Annotated in this window: 14 protein-coding genes; 5 read left to right on the top strand and 9 right to left on the bottom strand. The window is 67.0% G+C overall.

Going from position 1 to position 16,593, the window contains the following annotated elements; genetic code table 11:
• Window positions 1-50 precede the first annotated feature (50 nt).
• From ACWKY3_RS05195 to ACWKY3_RS05185, 3 genes are read left to right on the top strand one after another with little or no spacing between them, the layout of a single operon-like run.
• Window positions 51-1,673 carry a response regulator transcription factor gene (locus ACWKY3_RS05195; RefSeq protein WP_449315360.1) on the top strand — a complete coding sequence of 541 codons (1,623 nt, stop codon included), beginning with the start codon at window positions 51-53 and terminating at the stop codon, window positions 1,671-1,673.
• Entirely contained in the window at window positions 1,670-2,620 is a 951-nt protein-coding gene (locus tag ACWKY3_RS05190) for a hypothetical protein (protein ID WP_449315359.1), read from the top strand. The genes ACWKY3_RS05195 and ACWKY3_RS05190 overlap by 4 nt, the downstream gene beginning before the upstream one ends.
• Window positions 2,617-3,108, top strand: a complete 492-nt coding sequence (locus ACWKY3_RS05185; protein WP_449315358.1) for a pyridoxamine 5'-phosphate oxidase family protein — start codon at window positions 2,617-2,619, stop codon at window positions 3,106-3,108. The genes ACWKY3_RS05190 and ACWKY3_RS05185 overlap by 4 nt, the downstream gene beginning before the upstream one ends.
• 10 nt (window positions 3,109-3,118) lie before the next feature.
• Here the strand turns inward: ACWKY3_RS05185 and ACWKY3_RS05180 are convergent, their stop codons facing one another.
• The 4 genes from ACWKY3_RS05180 to ACWKY3_RS05165 form a co-directional block, all read right to left on the bottom strand.
• Window positions 3,119-5,803 carry a DUF2357 domain-containing protein gene (locus ACWKY3_RS05180; protein ID WP_449315357.1) on the bottom strand — a complete coding sequence of 895 codons (2,685 nt, stop codon included), beginning with the start codon at window positions 5,801-5,803 and terminating at the stop codon, window positions 3,119-3,121.
• Complete coding sequence (locus ACWKY3_RS05175; protein WP_449315356.1) at window positions 5,772-8,369, bottom strand: hypothetical protein; 2,598 nt, start codon at window positions 8,367-8,369, stop codon at window positions 5,772-5,774. The genes ACWKY3_RS05180 and ACWKY3_RS05175 overlap by 32 nt, the downstream gene beginning before the upstream one ends.
• Window positions 8,370-8,643: 274 nt before the next feature.
• Window positions 8,644-9,291, bottom strand: a complete 648-nt coding sequence (locus ACWKY3_RS05170) for a class I SAM-dependent methyltransferase (RefSeq protein ID WP_449315362.1) — start codon at window positions 9,289-9,291, stop codon at window positions 8,644-8,646.
• A 210-nt stretch (window positions 9,292-9,501) separates the two neighbouring features.
• Window positions 9,502-10,092 (bottom strand): TetR/AcrR family transcriptional regulator, encoded by a 591-nt coding sequence (locus tag ACWKY3_RS05165; RefSeq protein ID WP_449315355.1) that lies wholly within the window; start codon window positions 10,090-10,092, stop codon window positions 9,502-9,504.
• A 650-nt stretch (window positions 10,093-10,742) separates the two neighbouring features.
• On the opposite strand from ACWKY3_RS05165, the gene ACWKY3_RS05160 reads away from it, so the two are divergent.
• Window positions 10,743-11,957 carry a diphosphate--fructose-6-phosphate 1-phosphotransferase gene (locus ACWKY3_RS05160; RefSeq protein WP_449315354.1) on the top strand — a complete coding sequence of 405 codons (1,215 nt, stop codon included), beginning with the start codon at window positions 10,743-10,745 and terminating at the stop codon, window positions 11,955-11,957.
• Between the two features lie 94 nt (window positions 11,958-12,051).
• Window positions 12,052-12,213, top strand: coding sequence for a hypothetical protein (locus ACWKY3_RS05155; protein WP_449315353.1), 162 nt, complete (start codon window positions 12,052-12,054; stop codon window positions 12,211-12,213).
• Here the strand turns inward: ACWKY3_RS05155 and ACWKY3_RS05150 are convergent.
• The 5 genes from ACWKY3_RS05150 to ACWKY3_RS05130 form a co-directional block, all read right to left on the bottom strand.
• Complete coding sequence (locus ACWKY3_RS05150) at window positions 12,198-13,040, bottom strand: hypothetical protein (RefSeq protein ID WP_449315352.1); 843 nt, start codon at window positions 13,038-13,040, stop codon at window positions 12,198-12,200. The genes ACWKY3_RS05155 and ACWKY3_RS05150 overlap by 16 nt on opposite strands.
• A gap of 9 nt (window positions 13,041-13,049) precedes the next feature.
• Window positions 13,050-13,496 carry a Panacea domain-containing protein gene (locus tag ACWKY3_RS05145; protein ID WP_449315351.1) on the bottom strand — a complete coding sequence of 149 codons (447 nt, stop codon included), beginning with the start codon at window positions 13,494-13,496 and terminating at the stop codon, window positions 13,050-13,052.
• A 144-nt stretch (window positions 13,497-13,640) separates the two neighbouring features.
• Entirely contained in the window at window positions 13,641-14,555 is a 915-nt protein-coding gene (locus ACWKY3_RS05140; RefSeq protein ID WP_449315350.1) for a sensor histidine kinase, read from the bottom strand.
• Window positions 14,556-14,560: 5 nt separating this feature from the next.
• Window positions 14,561-15,487 (bottom strand): hypothetical protein, encoded by a 927-nt coding sequence (locus tag ACWKY3_RS05135; RefSeq protein ID WP_103262737.1) that lies wholly within the window; start codon window positions 15,485-15,487, stop codon window positions 14,561-14,563.
• A complete protein-coding gene (locus tag ACWKY3_RS05130; RefSeq protein ID WP_103262736.1) occupies window positions 15,480-16,448 on the bottom strand; it encodes an ATP-binding cassette domain-containing protein in 969 nt (322 codons plus the stop codon). Before ACWKY3_RS05130 ends, ACWKY3_RS05135 begins: the two co-directional genes overlap by 8 nt.
• Between the last annotated feature and the right edge of the window lie 145 nt (window positions 16,449-16,593).

The following is a 16,593-nucleotide window of genomic DNA, read 5'->3' as shown; positions in this document are numbered from 1 at the left end:
CGGGTGCGCGAGCGCGCATGTTTGCTATACTCGCAAGGAGAGGGGAGCCCATGCGGAAGAACCATGCGACAACCGAAGCGCGCGCAGACGCGGCCTGTCCTTGCGCCCTCGCGCTGGAACGCGAAAGCTTCGTGCTGGCGGCGATCGGCCTGGCGCTGTGCATATCGGCGCCAGAGGCCTCCCGTTACAGCGCGCTGTGGCACGTCAGCGACGAAAGCTCCCTCCTCGGCTCCGGGCTGAGGGTGGCCTACCTGCTGGCGCTCTTTCTCATCGTGCGCTTCGCGGCTGCGCGCGGGCACGCGCCCCTCCAACGGAACCGACCGCTCCTGGGCGCGCTCGCCTCCCTGCAAACCGTCGGGTTCGCGCTGCTCATAGCCTCTTCGGCAGGCTGGGACCTGCCCCCGCTCGCCGCTTTGGCGCGCTCGGCCCTGCTCGATTCGTCGCTTTTCCTGTTCGCCGCGTTCGCCAGCTTCTACGCCAGGGCCAATGCGGAAACCGCCATCTCCTCGTTCGTCGTGAGCGTCATCGTTGCGGGCACCGTCCAAATCTGCCTGGCGTTTCTGCCGTTTCCCGCAGCGGCGGGCCTCGTCGTGCTGTTCGCGCCCCTCTCCGTTTTGCTGCTGCGCCTGGCGGAGGGCCGCACGGAGGCGCCCGGACCGCGACGCGCGCCCCTGCCGGACTCCGAGCAGACCGTGTTCGAGAACGCCGAGGCGCAGAAACAGCCCCCGGCAAACCCCGTCGCAAACGGCGCCAACGCGGCCCTCGCCCGCGAAAACGCCCCGATAGGCGGGCTTTACGCCGCCATCGCGTTGCTCTCGTTCATTGTGGCGGCCATCCACCTGTCATGGCTGGGCGTCCAAGACGGCGACGCCGCCTCCACGATGGTGCAGGTGTGCGCGGGCGTCGGCACGGTGCTCGCCGGCAACATCCTGCTCGCCGTGCGACGGCGCCTGGAAGATCGCGAGGTGGTGGAGTTCACGCGCCTCATCGTGCTGCCCGTGGCCATTGGAACGCTGTACGCCGGCTCCCTCTTAAGCGGCTCGCTCGTCGCGCTCTCCGTCATCCCGCTCAACATCGTGTACGTGGCCGTGCTGCTGCTCGCCTGGCTCGCCCCCTTTGCCTATGCGGAGGGGAGAAACCCCGTCGTGGTGAGCTGCGACGCGTTTTTGGCGAAGCGCCTTGGCGTGCTGGTGGGAATAGGGCTTTTGCGCGACTTGGCGACGGGGGACTTCGCATGGGTGAACGGGGCGCTGACCATCGTGGCCATCGCGGGCCTCATCTCTTTGAGCGTCGCCTGGTTCCTGAACGCGAAACGGAGGGCCGACCGGGCCGCCGCCCAGCCCTCCGCGCAGGCGTGCGCCGACGCGGAGGAGGCGCGCGACCTCGCCTGCGCGCGGGTGGCCGAGCGCTTCCGGTTGACGCCGCGCGAGCGGGAGGTGCTCGGGCTGCTCGTGCGCGGGCGCACCGCCGGCTACATCGCCGAGGCACTCGTCATCTCCAGCACCACCGCGAAAACCCATATCAGGCACATCTACCAGAAAGCGGGCGTGCAATCGAAGCAGGTCCTGCTCGACATCGTGGAAGCCGAGCTTCAACCCCTTGTTGAGCATTGCGCTCAGGAGCATGATGGCCTACGATGGGCAAAGCCCACCGATCGAAAGGACGTCCATTGAAGAAACCGAACCCGCTGTGTTGGATCGTTCCCATCGGCTACGTGGTGGCCCTTGACGGCCTCGCAGCCACCTTGGCGGCGGTAGGGTTCGTCGACGACACCAAGTTCGAGGGCCTCATCGAGGTGCTCGTAAACACCTGCGGCCTGCTTGCCCTCGGGTTCTTCTTCGCGAACATCGTGCTGGGCATCGTGCTGGGCGTGCGCGGAGGCGCCGGCCGGCGCGCGTTTTTGCGCAAGTCGATGCTGCTGGTGAAGCTGGGGCTCATCCCCTTCTTCCTTTTCGGGGCCTTGGTCATGCTCGCGATGGCGGCCATCTCCGTTCTCCCCATGTTCGCGATGTTTGGAGTGATGTTCTTGCCCTTGCTTGCGGTCCTCGGGTGGCTCATCATGGCGGGCGGGTCGTCTTGGAGCATCGCCTACGCGGCGCGCATGCGGCGCGACGGGCTGATCTCCGGATCCGAATGCGCGCTGCACATCGTGCTGCAGCTGCTTTTCGTGGCCGACGTGGCAGACGCCATCGCGCTGTTCGTCCGCGGGCGCTCACTCGAGCAGCGCGCGCAGACGCCGCCTCCGTCAATCCCGGCGCCTCATCCGGCCGGCGCATCGCCGGTCTTGACGGCTTCCGGAGTCGCGCCGGCCCCGGCGTTCCCCGCTGCGCCGGCTGCGCCGAGCGCGCCGGTCGCCGCAGCCGCGCCTCCCCCTCCGCCGAGCGCGACCCCGGCCCAGCCGGTTGCCGCTCCCGCGCCGATGCCGCCGGCCACGCCCCTCACGCCGGCCGCGGCAGCCCCAACGCCGGCTGCTGCCGCTCCGATTCGGCCCGCCGCCGCCCCTGCTCCTGCGCCGCCGGCTGCAACCCCGATGCCGCCGGCTGCAACCCCGGCCCAGCCGGCTTCCGCCCCGACGCCCGTCCCTCCGCCTACCCCGCCCGAGGAAGGAAGCGCGCGATGACCCTCCGCCCCCTGCGGCGCGCCGACCGCGCCGTCTCCCGCGACGAGGCGCTTGCCGCCCTCGACGACGCGCCGTTCGCCGTGGTGTCCACCGTCTGCGAGGACGGAACCCCCTACGGCGTGCCCCTGTCGTTCGTGCGGCGCGGGGAGTCGCTGTACTTCCACGCGACGAACGAGGGCGGCCTCAAGGTGGAATGCTTCCGCCGCGACGCCCGCGTCTGCGCCACAGCTGTGACGGACGTGCGGGCGTTCTTCGAAGAAGGCGACTTCTCCACAACGTACCGCTCGGCGCTGGCCTTCGGACGCATGCGCGAAGTGACCGACCCCGTGGAGTTCAAGCGCGCCCTCGTGGACCTGTGCATGAAGTACGTGCCCGGGCACAAGGGCGACATCGGCCGCGCCATGAAGGCCGAGGGGCCGCGCACAGCCGTATGGGCGCTCGACATCGACGAGCTGTCGGGAAAGAGCCGCCCGGGGCCGGTCCGCTAACCGGCCTCCGTCACTCCTCCGGCGACAGCGCGGCCCGACAGCGCCTCACCGCGCGCCTGAGCTGATTGACGTTGTTCGGAAGCCACGCATTGAACACATAGCATTCAAGCCCGTCCATCGTCACCGCCTCGCGCGAGTAGAACCTCGCCTCCCGACCCTGTGGCGCCTGCTTTTTGAGCAGCGGATGCCCTATCCCGCAAACGGTGCGCGAGAACTCCGCGCCGAACAGCTCGTCTTTGTCGCAGATCGACTCGACCAGGGAGCGGATCAGGCTGAGCGTCTCGTCGTCGGGCAGATCCCGCCGGGACGCGGCGCGCGCAGGCCCCGCCTTCGGCCCCTTGGCCGCCTTCGCCTTGGACTTGGGCTTCTTGGCCGGTTTCGGCTTTTTGGCCGGCTTGACCGGCTTCGGCCCCTCGGCCTGATTCGACCCTTCGGCCGCTTCCGGCTCCTCGGCCGGTTTGGGCGTTTCCGGCCTCTCGGTCAGTTTTGGTTCCTCAGCCGCCTCCGGCCCCTCGGCCGGCACGGCGGTTTCCAGTCCCTCGATCGGCTCCAGCTCCTGGCGCGCCTCCGGCTCCCCAGCCGGCTCCTCCCGGCGCGCCTCAACCGGCTCGGTCGGCTCCGGCTCCTCCCGCCCTTCCCGGGCCGCCGGCTCCCGGGAAGAGGCCGGCTTATCCGAGGGCTTCCGCGCAAAGGGCGGCTCGGCGGCGCCCTCCTCCATGTTCGCAGCGCCGGCCTCCTGCACAGGCCCCAGACCCAGCACCTCCAAAAGCTCGCCCAGGGCGTCGGCGCCCGGCGCCACGGTGGCCACGCCGTCCGGCACGAACGCCTCAAGGCCGCTCGCCCATCCGGTGTCCTGGTAGGGGGCAAGCTCGGCCCGGCCCGCGCGTCCGCACAAAAGCCACAGGGCGTCCACGCGGGTGCCGTCGGAACCCAAGGTTGACAGCTTGTACTTCACCAGGCACGCCTCAAGGTGCGACCGCGCGTCGCCGTCCTGCCCTCCCCCGCGCACCGAGCGCACGGTGCGGAACTTCGCATCCAGCACGAAGCGCTGCACCTTGCCGTCCCGCTCGCGCTGGATGAGGTAGTCGGGCCGCCAATAGCAGTCGTTGCCGTAGGCGTCGCGCACCGTCCGGTGCAGGCTCACCCCGTGCTCCTCCCGCGCGTCCCCGTAGATCACAGGCTCGTAGAACAGGGTGAGCCGCTCGCCGCCGCGCGTGAAGCGGTAGACGTTGGCCACTTGCTCCTCGTCGGCGTAGTAGCGCGACCGCAGGCTGTAGCCCACGCGCCGCGCCGGTTCGCCATGCGACGCATCGGGCGCGTACCCGCTGGCCAAAAGCCCGTCCACCAACCGGTACAGCACGTAGTACTCGTAGAGCTTGTCCATGCGCCACGTGCGCAGGACCAAGCCGTCCCGCAGCATGAGAAACTCCCCGAACGCATCCCATTTCCGCATGCAGCGGTGGGCGTCGGCGTAATGGCGCACCTCTTGGAACACCTTGCTCCTCCGAGGCGGGCGGTACCCAACCAAGGAGACGCCGGGAAGCGCGTCGGCAAGCAGGCGGCGCAGGCGGCGGGCGCGGCGCTGGAGGGCGCGCGCCTCCTCGACCAGCGGCTCCTCCTTGCTCAGGCACGCCTCCACCACCGCGAGCGCGGGCAAAAGCCCCTCGCCCGCGTCAATGGCGCGCAGGCGGCGTCCCACCTCGGCAAGCTCGGCCACCTGCCGTCTCGCGGAATCCGCGACACCGCCCAAGGCGGCGGCCACCTCTTCAATGAACGAGAGCACCGCGCGGTTCTCCGGGTTGTCGAAGCTGCGGTACGTGCGCTCGGTCTGCACGCGCGACACCAGGTAGGACGCCCCGCCCGCCACGATGGGCCCCTTCGCCCGCCCGCGCGCCTCGCGCAGAGCTTCGGGCGTGCGCGCAAGCCACAGAAGCTCGCTTCGCCCGAACCGGCGCACGGCCGACGCCTTGACCACCTCCTCCCGTTTCAGCACCCTGCTGTGGGCGCGCGCCCGAAACAGGGGAAGGTTCGCCTCGTAGGTCCGCACAACCTCCTCGCACAGCGAAAGGAAGGACCGAAGCGACTTCGACCCGTCGCTCACCTGCCCCGATTCAACCAGCGAAAGCCCCGCGCGCGCCTTCTGCTCAGGCGCGAGCAGAAGTCCTATGGCCCGGCTGCCCGCGCCGCCTGTCAGCTCGTCCACCATCCGCGAGACGACGGCCTCCTGGTCGCGTCGGTCGCACGCGCAGGCTATGCTGTCCGTGGCCAGGGAGAGCCGCGAACCGTCGCCCAGAATCAGCGTCACCTCCACCAGGGCGAACCCGTAGGTTTGCCGGAAGAGGAACTCCCCGCCCGCAGCGTGGGCCGAACGCAAGCGGCGCGCGCAGGCCCCTTCGCCGCCCAGGCCCCCGGGCGCGCTCCCCGCCTGGTCGACGCCCAGCGCGACGGGGTCCTCCCCGTTCACCGACAAGATGGCGGAGCGCACGTCCAGCTCGCCGTCCGAGAGCAGGACCATTCCGTAGGCGTGCGATTCGTGGACGGTTCCCTCGCGCGCCAGCTCGAAGCGCGCGGCCCCCTCGTGGGCCTCAACCTCGTGCAGGGAGAACGCGCAGCTTGTCTGCGACGTCTCGTCAATCAGCCCCAACCGGTATTTGGCGCGGCGCCTAGGCGAAGTACTGGTAGTAACCGCTGCCATTGCCCACCTCGAGCATGTGTTCGACGCGCCCCTTCACAACGGGCAGGCCGTTCACCTGCCCAAGGTCGCGCAGCAGCCCCTCAAGCCGCTCCTCCGCGCCCGAGAGCAGGGGCAGGATCTTCTGCGCAACGGCGAAGTCGACCGGCGCGTACTGGGACTGCGCCGTCGAGCGGTCCATGAGGCCGTCGGCGGCGCGCAGGTAGCCCCACACCATCTTCTGGCTGCGCGGGCTCACCGAGTGGCCGTGCTTGGCGCACACGTCCATGACCTCCCGCAGCTTGGCGCGCAGGTCCGCGCTCGGAGCGGCGTCCCGCCTTGGGCCGAACGCCTCTTGGAGCTTGGCGAACGAGAAAGCGGGCTCGTCCTTGAAATCGCACGGGGGCGAGAACAGCTCCTCGGCGTCCGCGTCGAACACCTCTGGATCAAGCGTGACCACCCAGCTGCGGTCGAGGAAGCGCGGCGAGAGCTCTTCGGTGGTGTGGTCGAAGTTGACGGTGGCCACGAACCTGACGTGGTCGGGAACCCGAAGCAGGCTGCTGCCGCCAAGCGACAGATCCACCGCAGCGCCCGTGGCGGAGTCGCACGCCCGCAAAAACGGCGCCCAGTAATGCTCGATGGAGCTGAGGTTGGCCTCGTCGAGCAGGAACAAAAACGGAGGCAGGGCGCCCGGACGCTCCTGCGCGGCCAGCTCCCCGTCAAGCCGGGAAAACGCGTCGAACACGGCCGCGTTCGACTGCTCCATCGTCTTCGTGAGGGGATTGTAGTAGCCGATGAAGTCCTTGTACGAGGTCCAGCCGCGCTCCACCGGCACCTCCACAAACCGGCAGTCCGCGCGGTTCGCCAGGCCCAGCGCGCCCGCCATGATGGAGGCGAGCGACGTCTTGCCCGTGCCCGGAAGGCCCGCCAAGGTGAGGATGTAGCCCTGCGTGAGGCAGATCATGAGGTTGGCCACCTCGTTGCGGTCCATGTCGCGTCCGGCGCGCTCGCGGATCGAGCGCTCCAAGACGTCGAGCACCTCCTGCGCAGACAACGAGCCCTCGTCGGGCCGAAGCGTCGCACCCAAAACGGCCGCATGCGCATTGGCGGCTGCGGCCTCGCCGGCCCCCGCCGCGTCCTCCTTCGCGGCGATGGACGTCACAATCTGCCTGATCAGCTCGTTTTCAAGCAGCTTGCCCGACACGGCGGCCTCGTCCGACATGTCCGCGACGGCCTGGCGTATCTGCCGCTCCACGAAAAGCTTGCCCTCCTCGAGCGCGCGCTTCTCCGACGAGAGCCGCCCCACCTCCTCGGCCAGCGCGTCGCGCTCCCGACGGGCGTCCTCGGTCCGCGCCGCCACCTCCTGTTCGAGGGCTGCCTTCTTCGCCTCCAGCTCCTCCTCGTAGGTGGCCAGCTCGCGCCGCGCGGCGGCCATGTCCTCCGCAGCCTCCCGAGCTGCCTTGCGCGCCTCCTCGGCCTGGGCCTGGTAGCGGGCCCGGTCCTGCTCCACCCGATCGCGCACCTGGTCGTTTTCCATCACTTTGTCGTAGAAGTCCCGGAAGTGATCGTTGCTCAGCACATAGGCGGCCAGCTGGGCCGGATCGGCCTTCTCCACGGCGGCGCTCTTGATCTCCTCGGGCAGGGAGTTCCAGTCCTCGCTCACCTTGAGCAGCGAGAGCATCCGCTGCCTGCGCTGGGGCGTGAGGGTCATCTTCGCCTCGATGTCCGAACAGGTGGCGATGTTCGTTTTAAGGGCGCGCATCTGGCTTTTCGTGAGGGGGTCGTCGCCCGTGCGCGCCACCCGGCCCAAGGCGTCGCGCAGCTCGGCGTCGCTCACCCAGTCGATAGGATCCGGCGCGCAGGCCAGCTTGCGCCGCAGCTCCTCGGCGTCCACGAACTGGGCCGTCACGTCCCCGTTTTCGTCGGCAAGCTCTATGGAGAACGCGAAGGACCCTTCGTCGAACCCGGCGACGAGCATGTTAAACGAGCTGGACGCCTTGAGCGTCACCTCCTCGCCGGAGCACGTGCATTCGAAGGGGCCGAAGCAGCGTCGCGCGCCCTCGGACGTGGTCTGCGCCACCAGGACGAGGTTGGTCTGGGGCGCCGCCTCGCCGGGATAGAGGCGGACGGGATGGTCGAGGGGCGACGAGAGATCGACGCTTTCCTGGATGTCAAGCACTTGCATCAACTCGGACGACAGCCGGTGCTTGGAGAGCGCCGTGAACTCGACTGCGGACTTGCCCTTGGAGAACGTGGGGTTGATGATGCTGTTGAACCGCGCGCCCTCCTTGTCGGGGTAGTTCCTGTTGTCTTGGGGCTGGCCGTCGTTGACCACCATGACCACGATGTTGCCGAAGCGCCGCGCCATGTCGCTGGCGCTGGTGTCGGCCATCACCATCGGCAGGCAGCCCTCGTCGGGAAAGGCGCTCTTCTCAAGCAGGGTCAGCCGGTCTTCCTCAAGAAGGAACTGCGGATACGCGAAGCACCGCGGAGCAAGCTCGGACGACGGGTAGCTCACGTACGAGAGCAGCTCCCGATGAACGCAGGAGTGGAAGTCGGCGATGCTCTCCGGGGAAAGGCCTATGCTCATCGGTTCATCCTCTCACGCTAACGCGAACGCGGCCCGAACGGCCGCCTCGCTTGATGATGCACCATTGTACCGGACGCGAGCGGGCACGGGGCCGAAATGCCAACGCCGGCGCGGGATCGCCGCGCACGGGGGCAGCTGCGGCGGGCGGGATGCGGGCGGCGTCGGCGACGGAGCCGGCGGCGCGGGCGCGGGACGCCGGAGCCGTCGTCGGCGCGGGACGTCGCTTCCTCCGCGCGGACAAAGCGGCCCCGCCCCCCCTCTCGCGATCGGCCGCCTACTTCCAAGCCTCCACCAAACAGGCAGAGGCGCCGACGCGCCGCCAAGCGACGGAGGAGAACCAGCGGCCGAGGATGCGCTCGAGCTCGCCGCGCGCGTAGATGCGCACGTCTCCTTCGTTCGAGAAGGGCATCGCCGCGTTCATGATCGCGCGGGCCGGCGCGGGCAGCGCCACATCGCCCATTGCGAACAGGCCGCCGGGGCGCAGCACGCGCCACACCTCGAAGGCCACGCGATCGGGGTCGGGGTAGTGGTGGAAGGAGTCGTTGCACCAGGCGGCATCGAAGGACTCCTCGCGGAAGGGCAACCGGTCGCTGTCGCCTTCGACGAGGCGCACGCGGTCGGCGAAGCCCTCCAAGTTCGCACGCGCCTGCGCCACCATGTTCGGCGCCAGATCAAGGCCGGTCACGCGGCAAGTTGGATCCTGCTTGAGCACAAGGCGCGCGAGCGCCCCCGTGCCGCAGCCCACATCCAAAAGCTCGCCGCCGCGCGGGATACGGGCGAGCGCGGCCAGCACGTGCGGGTAGAGTCCGCGCGCGTGCGCGCCCTGCGCGGCGCTGTCGTAGGTGGGCGCTTGCGCGTCGAAGGCGATGCGTGATTTTTGCTTGCGATCATCCATGGCAGTGCTCCTTTCGCGATGCTTTATTAAACGTTGTTCAATCTGCGTGCCGAAAGAAGCCCGGCCGGAATGCCGGGCTGATCAGCTAGCGCGAACGGGCGGGTGGCGGACGCCAGCTGCGGGCGGACGGATAGCGGGCGCCAGCTGCGGACGGGCAGGCGGCGAGCTGCGGGCGGGCGCGACGCGAACACGGACAGGCAGGCGGCGAGCGACGACCGCGAGGGGAACCCGAATGTTTCACGTGAAACATTCGTTCTCTATCTGCGAATCCAGCAGCGCATCCACGTACTCGCGCAGGCGCGCGAGCGTCGCGGCGTTGGCGTCGGCATGCGCGGACATGATGCCGATGTGGCCGTGCAGCAGAAAGCTCGCAAGCGTTTCCGGGTCGCGCACGCAAATCCCTTCGCGGTGGCGCGCTTGCTTGAGTGCTTCCACCAGGTGCGGCTGCACCCGCTCGCACAGGCGCAACGAGAGCCGCAGGTGAAAGCCCTCGCTGCCCTGCCGATGGAAGAAGTCGCGGTGGCGCTGCGGCCCCCCGCTCGCCACGCCGTGGTACAGCGCGTCGATCTTTTGGCGAAGACTCAGGTCGGAGGCGCGAAGCGTGCGGACGAAATCGGCCGCGCAATCCTCCGCGTAGCATTCCAGCGCCTCGTCGAACAGCTTCTGTTTGGAGTCGAAGTAGTGGTAGACCAGCCCCGGCGTGATGCCGAGGTGCTTGGCGATGTCCCGCAGCGACGTGGCCTCGAAGCCACGTTGCGCGAACAGCTCCATCGCCGCGTCGAGTATCTCGCGCCGCCGATCATCCGGCGCCTTCACGATACGCGCCATGCGCTCCTCCTTCCGTTGTTCGCCCCCGCGTCCGGCGCCCGTCTTTGGTCCTGCGCCCGCCCCTGCGTCCGGTGTCCACTCCTGCGTCCTGCGTTCGCCCCTGCGTCCGATGTCCACTCCTGCGTCCGTCGCCATCGTACTCCCCTTTTGAACAAACGTCAATAAACAATGTTTAATAAACGGTGGATACGGCCCACAGCTGACACGAAGATGCCACGCAGCATAAAAGCTAGCGCACGAATGTTTCACGTGAAACATTCGGCAACACCGCTGCGCAGTCCAAGCGCACGCAAGCCGCCCACTACATCCGCGCCGCTCGCTGCACCGGAGCCGCTCGCTGTGTCCAAACCCACCCGCCGCACCAAAACTCTACCGCACCCAAGCTCTCCCCGCCGCTCCCAGGCCCCACCGAACCCAGGCCCCCGCCGAATCCAAACCATCCGCCGCACCTAGCCCCTCCGCCGAGTCCAAACTGCCCGCCGCGCCCACCGCCATCGCCGCCGTCACGCCCACCCCTCCCCCCGCCGTGCCCGGCGAAGTGTTGCGGGAACTCTGTGGTCATTCGCATGCCCTTGCGTTCGCGAAGTTGACGAAGCGCGGCCAGTCCGAGATACTCGGCAGCTGACCCAAGAGAACAGGAGCATGCACCCATGGGCAACTGCCTCGTCGCACAATCCGGCGGCCCCACCGCCGTCATCAACGCCAGCCTGGCCGGCGTCATCCGCGCCAACCAGCTGAACCCCGTGTACGACCGCGTGTTCGGCGGCCTGCACGGCATAGAGGGAACGCTTGCCGGCAAACTGTACGACCTCACTGACCTGCCCGGCCGCGACCTGGAAATTCTGCGTCAGACGCCCTCGTCGGCGCTGGGCACGTGCCGCTACAAGCTCAAGCGCGGCAACAACGCCGACTTCCAGCGCCTGGTTGAAGTCATGGACGGCCACAACATCGACACGCTGTTCTACATCGGCGGCAACGATTCCATGGACACGGTGGACGCGCTGACCGAATGGGCAGCTACGAACGCGCCCGGCAAGCGTTTCGTCGGCATTCCCAAGACCGTGGACAACGACCTGGTGCCGGTGGACCACTGCCCCGGCTTCCCCAGCGCGGCGAAGGTGGCGTGCCAGATCACGCACGCAACGCGCCTCGACTACGACGCGTACACGCGCCCCGAGGTGTTCGTGCTGGAGGTGATGGGCCGCGACGCGGGGTGGCTGGCCGCCAGCTGCTGCGCGACGGGCGACGTGGATTTGCTCGTGCTGCCCGAGGTGGACTTCGACCGCGACGCGTTCCTGAACGAGGTGCGCAAGAAGTTCGACGAGAAGGGCGAGTGCTACATCGTGGTGTCCGAGGGCGCTCATTACGCGGACGGCGCCTACCTCTCCGCCGGCGAGTCGGCCAACGACGGGTTCGCGCACGCGGTGCTGGGGGGTGCTGCGCAAACGCTCAAGCAGATGATCGTGGACGCAGGCATCGCGCCGCGCGGAGTGGTGCAGGATCTTTCGCGCGCGGCTCGCTCAAGCAACTTCGCACAGAGCCTCGTGGATGCGACCGAGGCCTACGAGCTGGGGATGAGCGCTCACATGCGCAGCGCCGACCCCGCGTTCACCGGGGTTGTGGTGGGCATCCGCCGCGACGAGGCCGCCGCAGCCGAAGGCCGCTACAACGCGCGCTTCTTCGCCGCGCCGGCCAGCGAGTTCGCCAACCACGTGCGCCGCTTCCCCGCCGAGTGGATCCTGCCGAACTACCAAGGCGTCACGGAAGAGGCGCTCGCGTATTTCCGACCGCTCATTGAAGGCGAGCCGAAACTGGTCATGGAAGGCGGCATCCCCGCCACGCTGCCTGCGTTCAATCGGCGGTAATGCCCCGTCAAATCGCGCACCGACGGGGCGCAAGCGTCCTGTCGGTGCTTTATGGTATACCGGACGCAAGCCGTTCTGCGGAGAAGAAAGAGGCGTGACCATGACCGCACACGATTGGCTAAACGCCCGCCTGCTGGGCATGTCCGGCGCGATGACGAACTGCAAAGCGGAATGGGAGCGGCAGCGTGAGATCGCCAAAGAATGCCGAGCGCTGCGCCAGCCCGCCAATGAACGCCTTGATCACCAGCCGAAATGACGTGCAACGCATATTGCGACAAGCATAAGAAGCCCTACAGCGTTTATCCCCCTATACGTTCCAATGGGAAGAATGGCGCTTGGATTGTCTTCTGGCCTTGTAACGCGATGCACGAACCGAAACAACGCATAAAGAAGATTGAACAGCACCAGGCCCATGAGAACGATCATGAACACCAACCGGTAAATGCTCACGGCATCGATGTTCTGCAGCACCGACGCCGTGAAGCCCATGCCGGCCGTAAATGCTATGACGATGGCGGCGAAAATGCCGAGTATGGTCACGTTCTCACGCTGGGCGTTCTCGATGCGACGTTCCGCCTTCTCAAGTTTCTTGCCGCTCTCGTCCAACCTCTCCTGAGCAAGATCGATATCCTCAAGCGTGAGCTCAAAGCGCTTGTCCTGGATGTCGTTGATCCGCGCGTTGTAGCTTAGCCTGCCGATCTCAAGAAAGGTGTGGTCGCGTAGCTTCTCGAAACCGCGCCTTGCCTCATCCGTGCATCTTGCTTCAACAACGGGAGTCAGAGCTTCCAGATTCATCTGTATCACGCAGTTGTCGTCAAGATAGTAGTCGCTTGCCGTTGCCGTCGCTTCATTCAAGGGAACCCCAACGCTCGACAGAACACCGAACACTTCAGAATACCGATGCCGAAACCCTGCGCTATACAATGAGTCGAAAAAGGAAACGAAGGCGTCTTCCACAGCAGCATCGCCTAATTCGAGCGGCGACCCGACAAGCTCGGCGAGTACGTTATTCAAGGAAAGCTGCTTGCCGTCGTTGGTCCAATCCCGCGGCACGCGCAGCACCTCAAGGACCGAGGCCGTCATAACGTCCGCCTAAACAGCCGCGCTGTCGAGGAAATAAGAATTGTCGATCACGCGATGGTTGCCAAGCCCTCCGCGATACGTCCGATCCCAAGGAGAACCTTTGACGTGCGTGGCATCCACAAGTCGCCAGGGATTCTGACTGCGCCACCGTCTGGTGACAGAATTCACCACCTGCGCAGCCTCCGCATCCGAAGCGAGCGGAGAAGCTCCGTACACCTTGCGAATCTTAGCCCCTCCCAAAGAAGCGTACTCGCGATACACCTCTGGTTGCACGGGGCCGTACTGCCATGCTTCGAACGCATCGGCGAACAAGAGGCAACCCGTTTTCTGAGCATATTGCTGCTGGGCGAAATACAGTATTTTCTGCAGCTGCAGATTGCTTATGGGTTCGGATTCGCGAGCACAGAGATCAACGATGTGATGGGCAACTTCGCGAACGCTGTACCGGCAATTCATCGAGACCTCTTTTCTCCAGTCCTTTTCTTGCGACTATCTTATCATATCGTATAAAATAGAACAAGTGTTTGTTTTTGAATCACCGAGTGAACTATCGAGTTGTCGCCTTCGCCGCAGGATTCTCCACTTCGTCCGCGCGCGATGTCAAACAGGACCGCCTGCCGTCAAGCTGCCCGCAAGCTCCACCTCAACAATCAGCGCGTTTCCCTCCAAGTGCGCCGTCATGCGCATGCCCATGGCCTCGGCCAGGCTCTGGGACACGGCAAGCCCCAGGCCGGCGCCGGAAGCGCTGCGGGAGGCGTCGGCTCGGTAGAAGCGCTCGAACAGGCGCTCCACATCGATCGCGGCCGGATCGGCCACCTCGTTCGCAAACGCTACGGTGCGCCCGCGCTGCCGCACCGCAAGCGCGGAGGTCCCGTGACGCAGCGCATTGCCCACAAGGTTCTCGAAGATGCGCGCAAGGGCCTCGGGGTCGGCGTCCGTCGCAAGCGCCTCGTCCTCGAAATCCACCTGCGGCTCCCATCCCCGCTCGTCGAAGGCGGGATAGTGCCCCACCAGCACGTCGGCGAGCAGCGGCAGCACGCGCACGGGGCGCAGGTCGAGCGCGAGGTCGGGATCGCTCGCCTGCGCGTAGGCGAACAGCTGATCCAACAGCGCCTGCATGTCGTCCAGGCGCGCTTCGGCGGCGGCCAGGTGGCGAGCGACCGCTTCCTCGTCACCTGGCCGCTCGCGCCCGTCCTGCGCGAGGCGCACGTAGCCCTTCGCGCCCATGAGCGGCGTGCGGACGTCGTGCGAAAGGCTGGCCAGATCGCGCTGGAACTCCCGTTGACGGCGAAGGGCCTCCACCCGCTCCTCCCGCGCGGCGTCCAGCTGCCCGTTCACCGCAGCCGCAAGCTCGGCGAACCCGCGGCCCGGCGCCTCCACCGTAAGGCGCGTGTTGCTGTGCGCGTCGCGCTCGCGCAGACTGCGGGCCAAACGGCGCAGCTGCCGCTCGTACACAAGCGCAGCTAAAGCCACGCCCGCCACCCCGCACGCAAGCCCCGCGAGCACGACCGTCATATCCCTTACACGTCCTTCCGCGGCCCGACCGCCGCCGCCAGCGCGACGCACACGGCAATCGCTGCGCCCAACACGAGCGCGACCTGGGCCGGAACCGCAAGTCCTGCAAGCGCCGTCCCTTCCGTGGAGGACAGCAGGCCCACGCCTCCGGAACCCAGCAGCGCCACGCTGGATGCGGGAAGCCACTTCACCGCATCGTCCAACACCGGAAAAGCGGGGGCGAACGCCGACGTCGCCGTCATGATGACGCTCGCCAGCGTCCCCGTCGCAACGGCGAGGGCGAACACAATGCCGACCGCCTTGCTACGCGTGAGCAGCACCGTCGCACCGGTCGCCATCGCGTACATCGTCACGGCCAGCCACGCAAGCGCCACCCAGCCCCAATACTCGCCAAGCGTCTCCGAAGCGCGGTACTCAAACCCGGCAAGCGCGAAGGCACCGTCTGTGAGCACCATCCCTGCCAGCAAAAACACCGCGGACAGCACTCCGCAGAGCACGAGTTTTTCAAGGTAGTACGCCGCGCGGCGGCGACCCCTGCCGACGAACACGCTCTTCGCGAACCCCGTTTCGAAATCGCTTGCCACAAAAAGCGCCGTCATCAACGAAACGATCATCGCAAGCCCGCCGCCCGTGACGAGCATCTGCGCGTAAGCCTTCGTGCGCGATGGAAGCTCCTTCTCGTTGAGGGTGTTCGCCTCTTCGGGCGTGAGGTTCGCACCCGATTCGTCAGTGAGCCTGACGCCCGCGCCCGCCGTCGCGTTCTGCTGGCCGTGCTCAGTTTGCTCGGCCACCATCTGGGCGAACTGCGGCGTTGTCGCGAACCAGACCATTCCTGCCGCGCCCACCACGAAAAGCACTGTAAGAGCGAGGCCCACCCACAGCATCTTGCCGTGCACGAGACGGTAGATGTCGGATTTCAACAGGTTAAACATGGCACGCACCGCCTCTCCCGCGCGCTGGCGCCTCAGCCTGAACGCGCGCACCGCCTTCCATAAGCTCGACGAAGTAGTCTTCTATGTCGCGTCTCACCTGGCTGAGTTCGAGCACCGTCTGGTCGGACGCGCGCAGCGCCTGCGCAACGGCCGCCTGGTTGACCGCACCCGACACCGAAAGCGCGCCGTCGGGTTCTGCGCGGAAGGCAGCACCCGGCAGCGCCTCCTCCAGAAGCGCGAGCGTGCGCGCCGGATCGGCCGTGCGCACGCGCAGGCTGTCGCCGCATTCGGCCTGCACCTCGTCGGCGGTCATCTCGCGCACCATCGTGCCATGTGCGATGACGCCGAAGCGCGTGGCCACGCGGTCAAGCTGGTCGAGCACGTGCGAACTGATGACGATGGTGATGCCCAGCGTTTCGTTGAGTCGCACGAGCAGGTTGCGCATGGCGCGCGTGCCCTCGGGATCCAGCCCGTTCAGCGGCTCGTCCAACAGCAGCAAATCAGGCGAGCCGATAAGCGCAAGCGCCAACCCCAACCGCTGCTTCATGCCAAGCGAGAAACCCTTGACCTTCTTCCTGCCCGTATCGGAAAGCCTCACAAGTTCAAGCGCCTCGCGACAGCGCACAGAAGCGTCAACCACACCCATTGCCAGCGCTTTCGCCATGAGGTTCTCGTAGGCGGTAAGATTGGGGATCAAACCCGGCGCTTCGATGAGCGCCCCGATGCGCCCCGTGCAGACAGCCCCGCCCGCACCGCCCGCCCGCGCGCCGCCGAACAGCTCCACCTCGCCTTCCGTCGGCGTCACCAGCCCGCAGATCATCTTCATAACGGTGGACTTGCCCGCCCCGTTCTTGCCGACGAACCCGTAGATGTCGCCTTGCGCCACGTGCATGTCGAACCGATCGACCGCACGTTTGCCGCGATAGGACTTCGCCAGCCCCCGCGTCTCAACGACGTTCATGAACGCCCCTTTCTCGCATGCCTTCTGACGAAAACCAGCATACGGAGCAGGGTTTTAGAAAACCCGAAGCAAGGTTTAAGAAAGTTTGAAGAACGGGGGCCGACAGCGCCTGCTGCGCCGACGGCGCCATGCGAACCCACCGCAT

This window comes from Rubneribacter sp. (assembly GCF_965361815.1).
The sequence above is the reverse complement of the archived record's forward strand: the minus strand, read 5'-3'. Positions and strand labels throughout refer to the sequence as shown.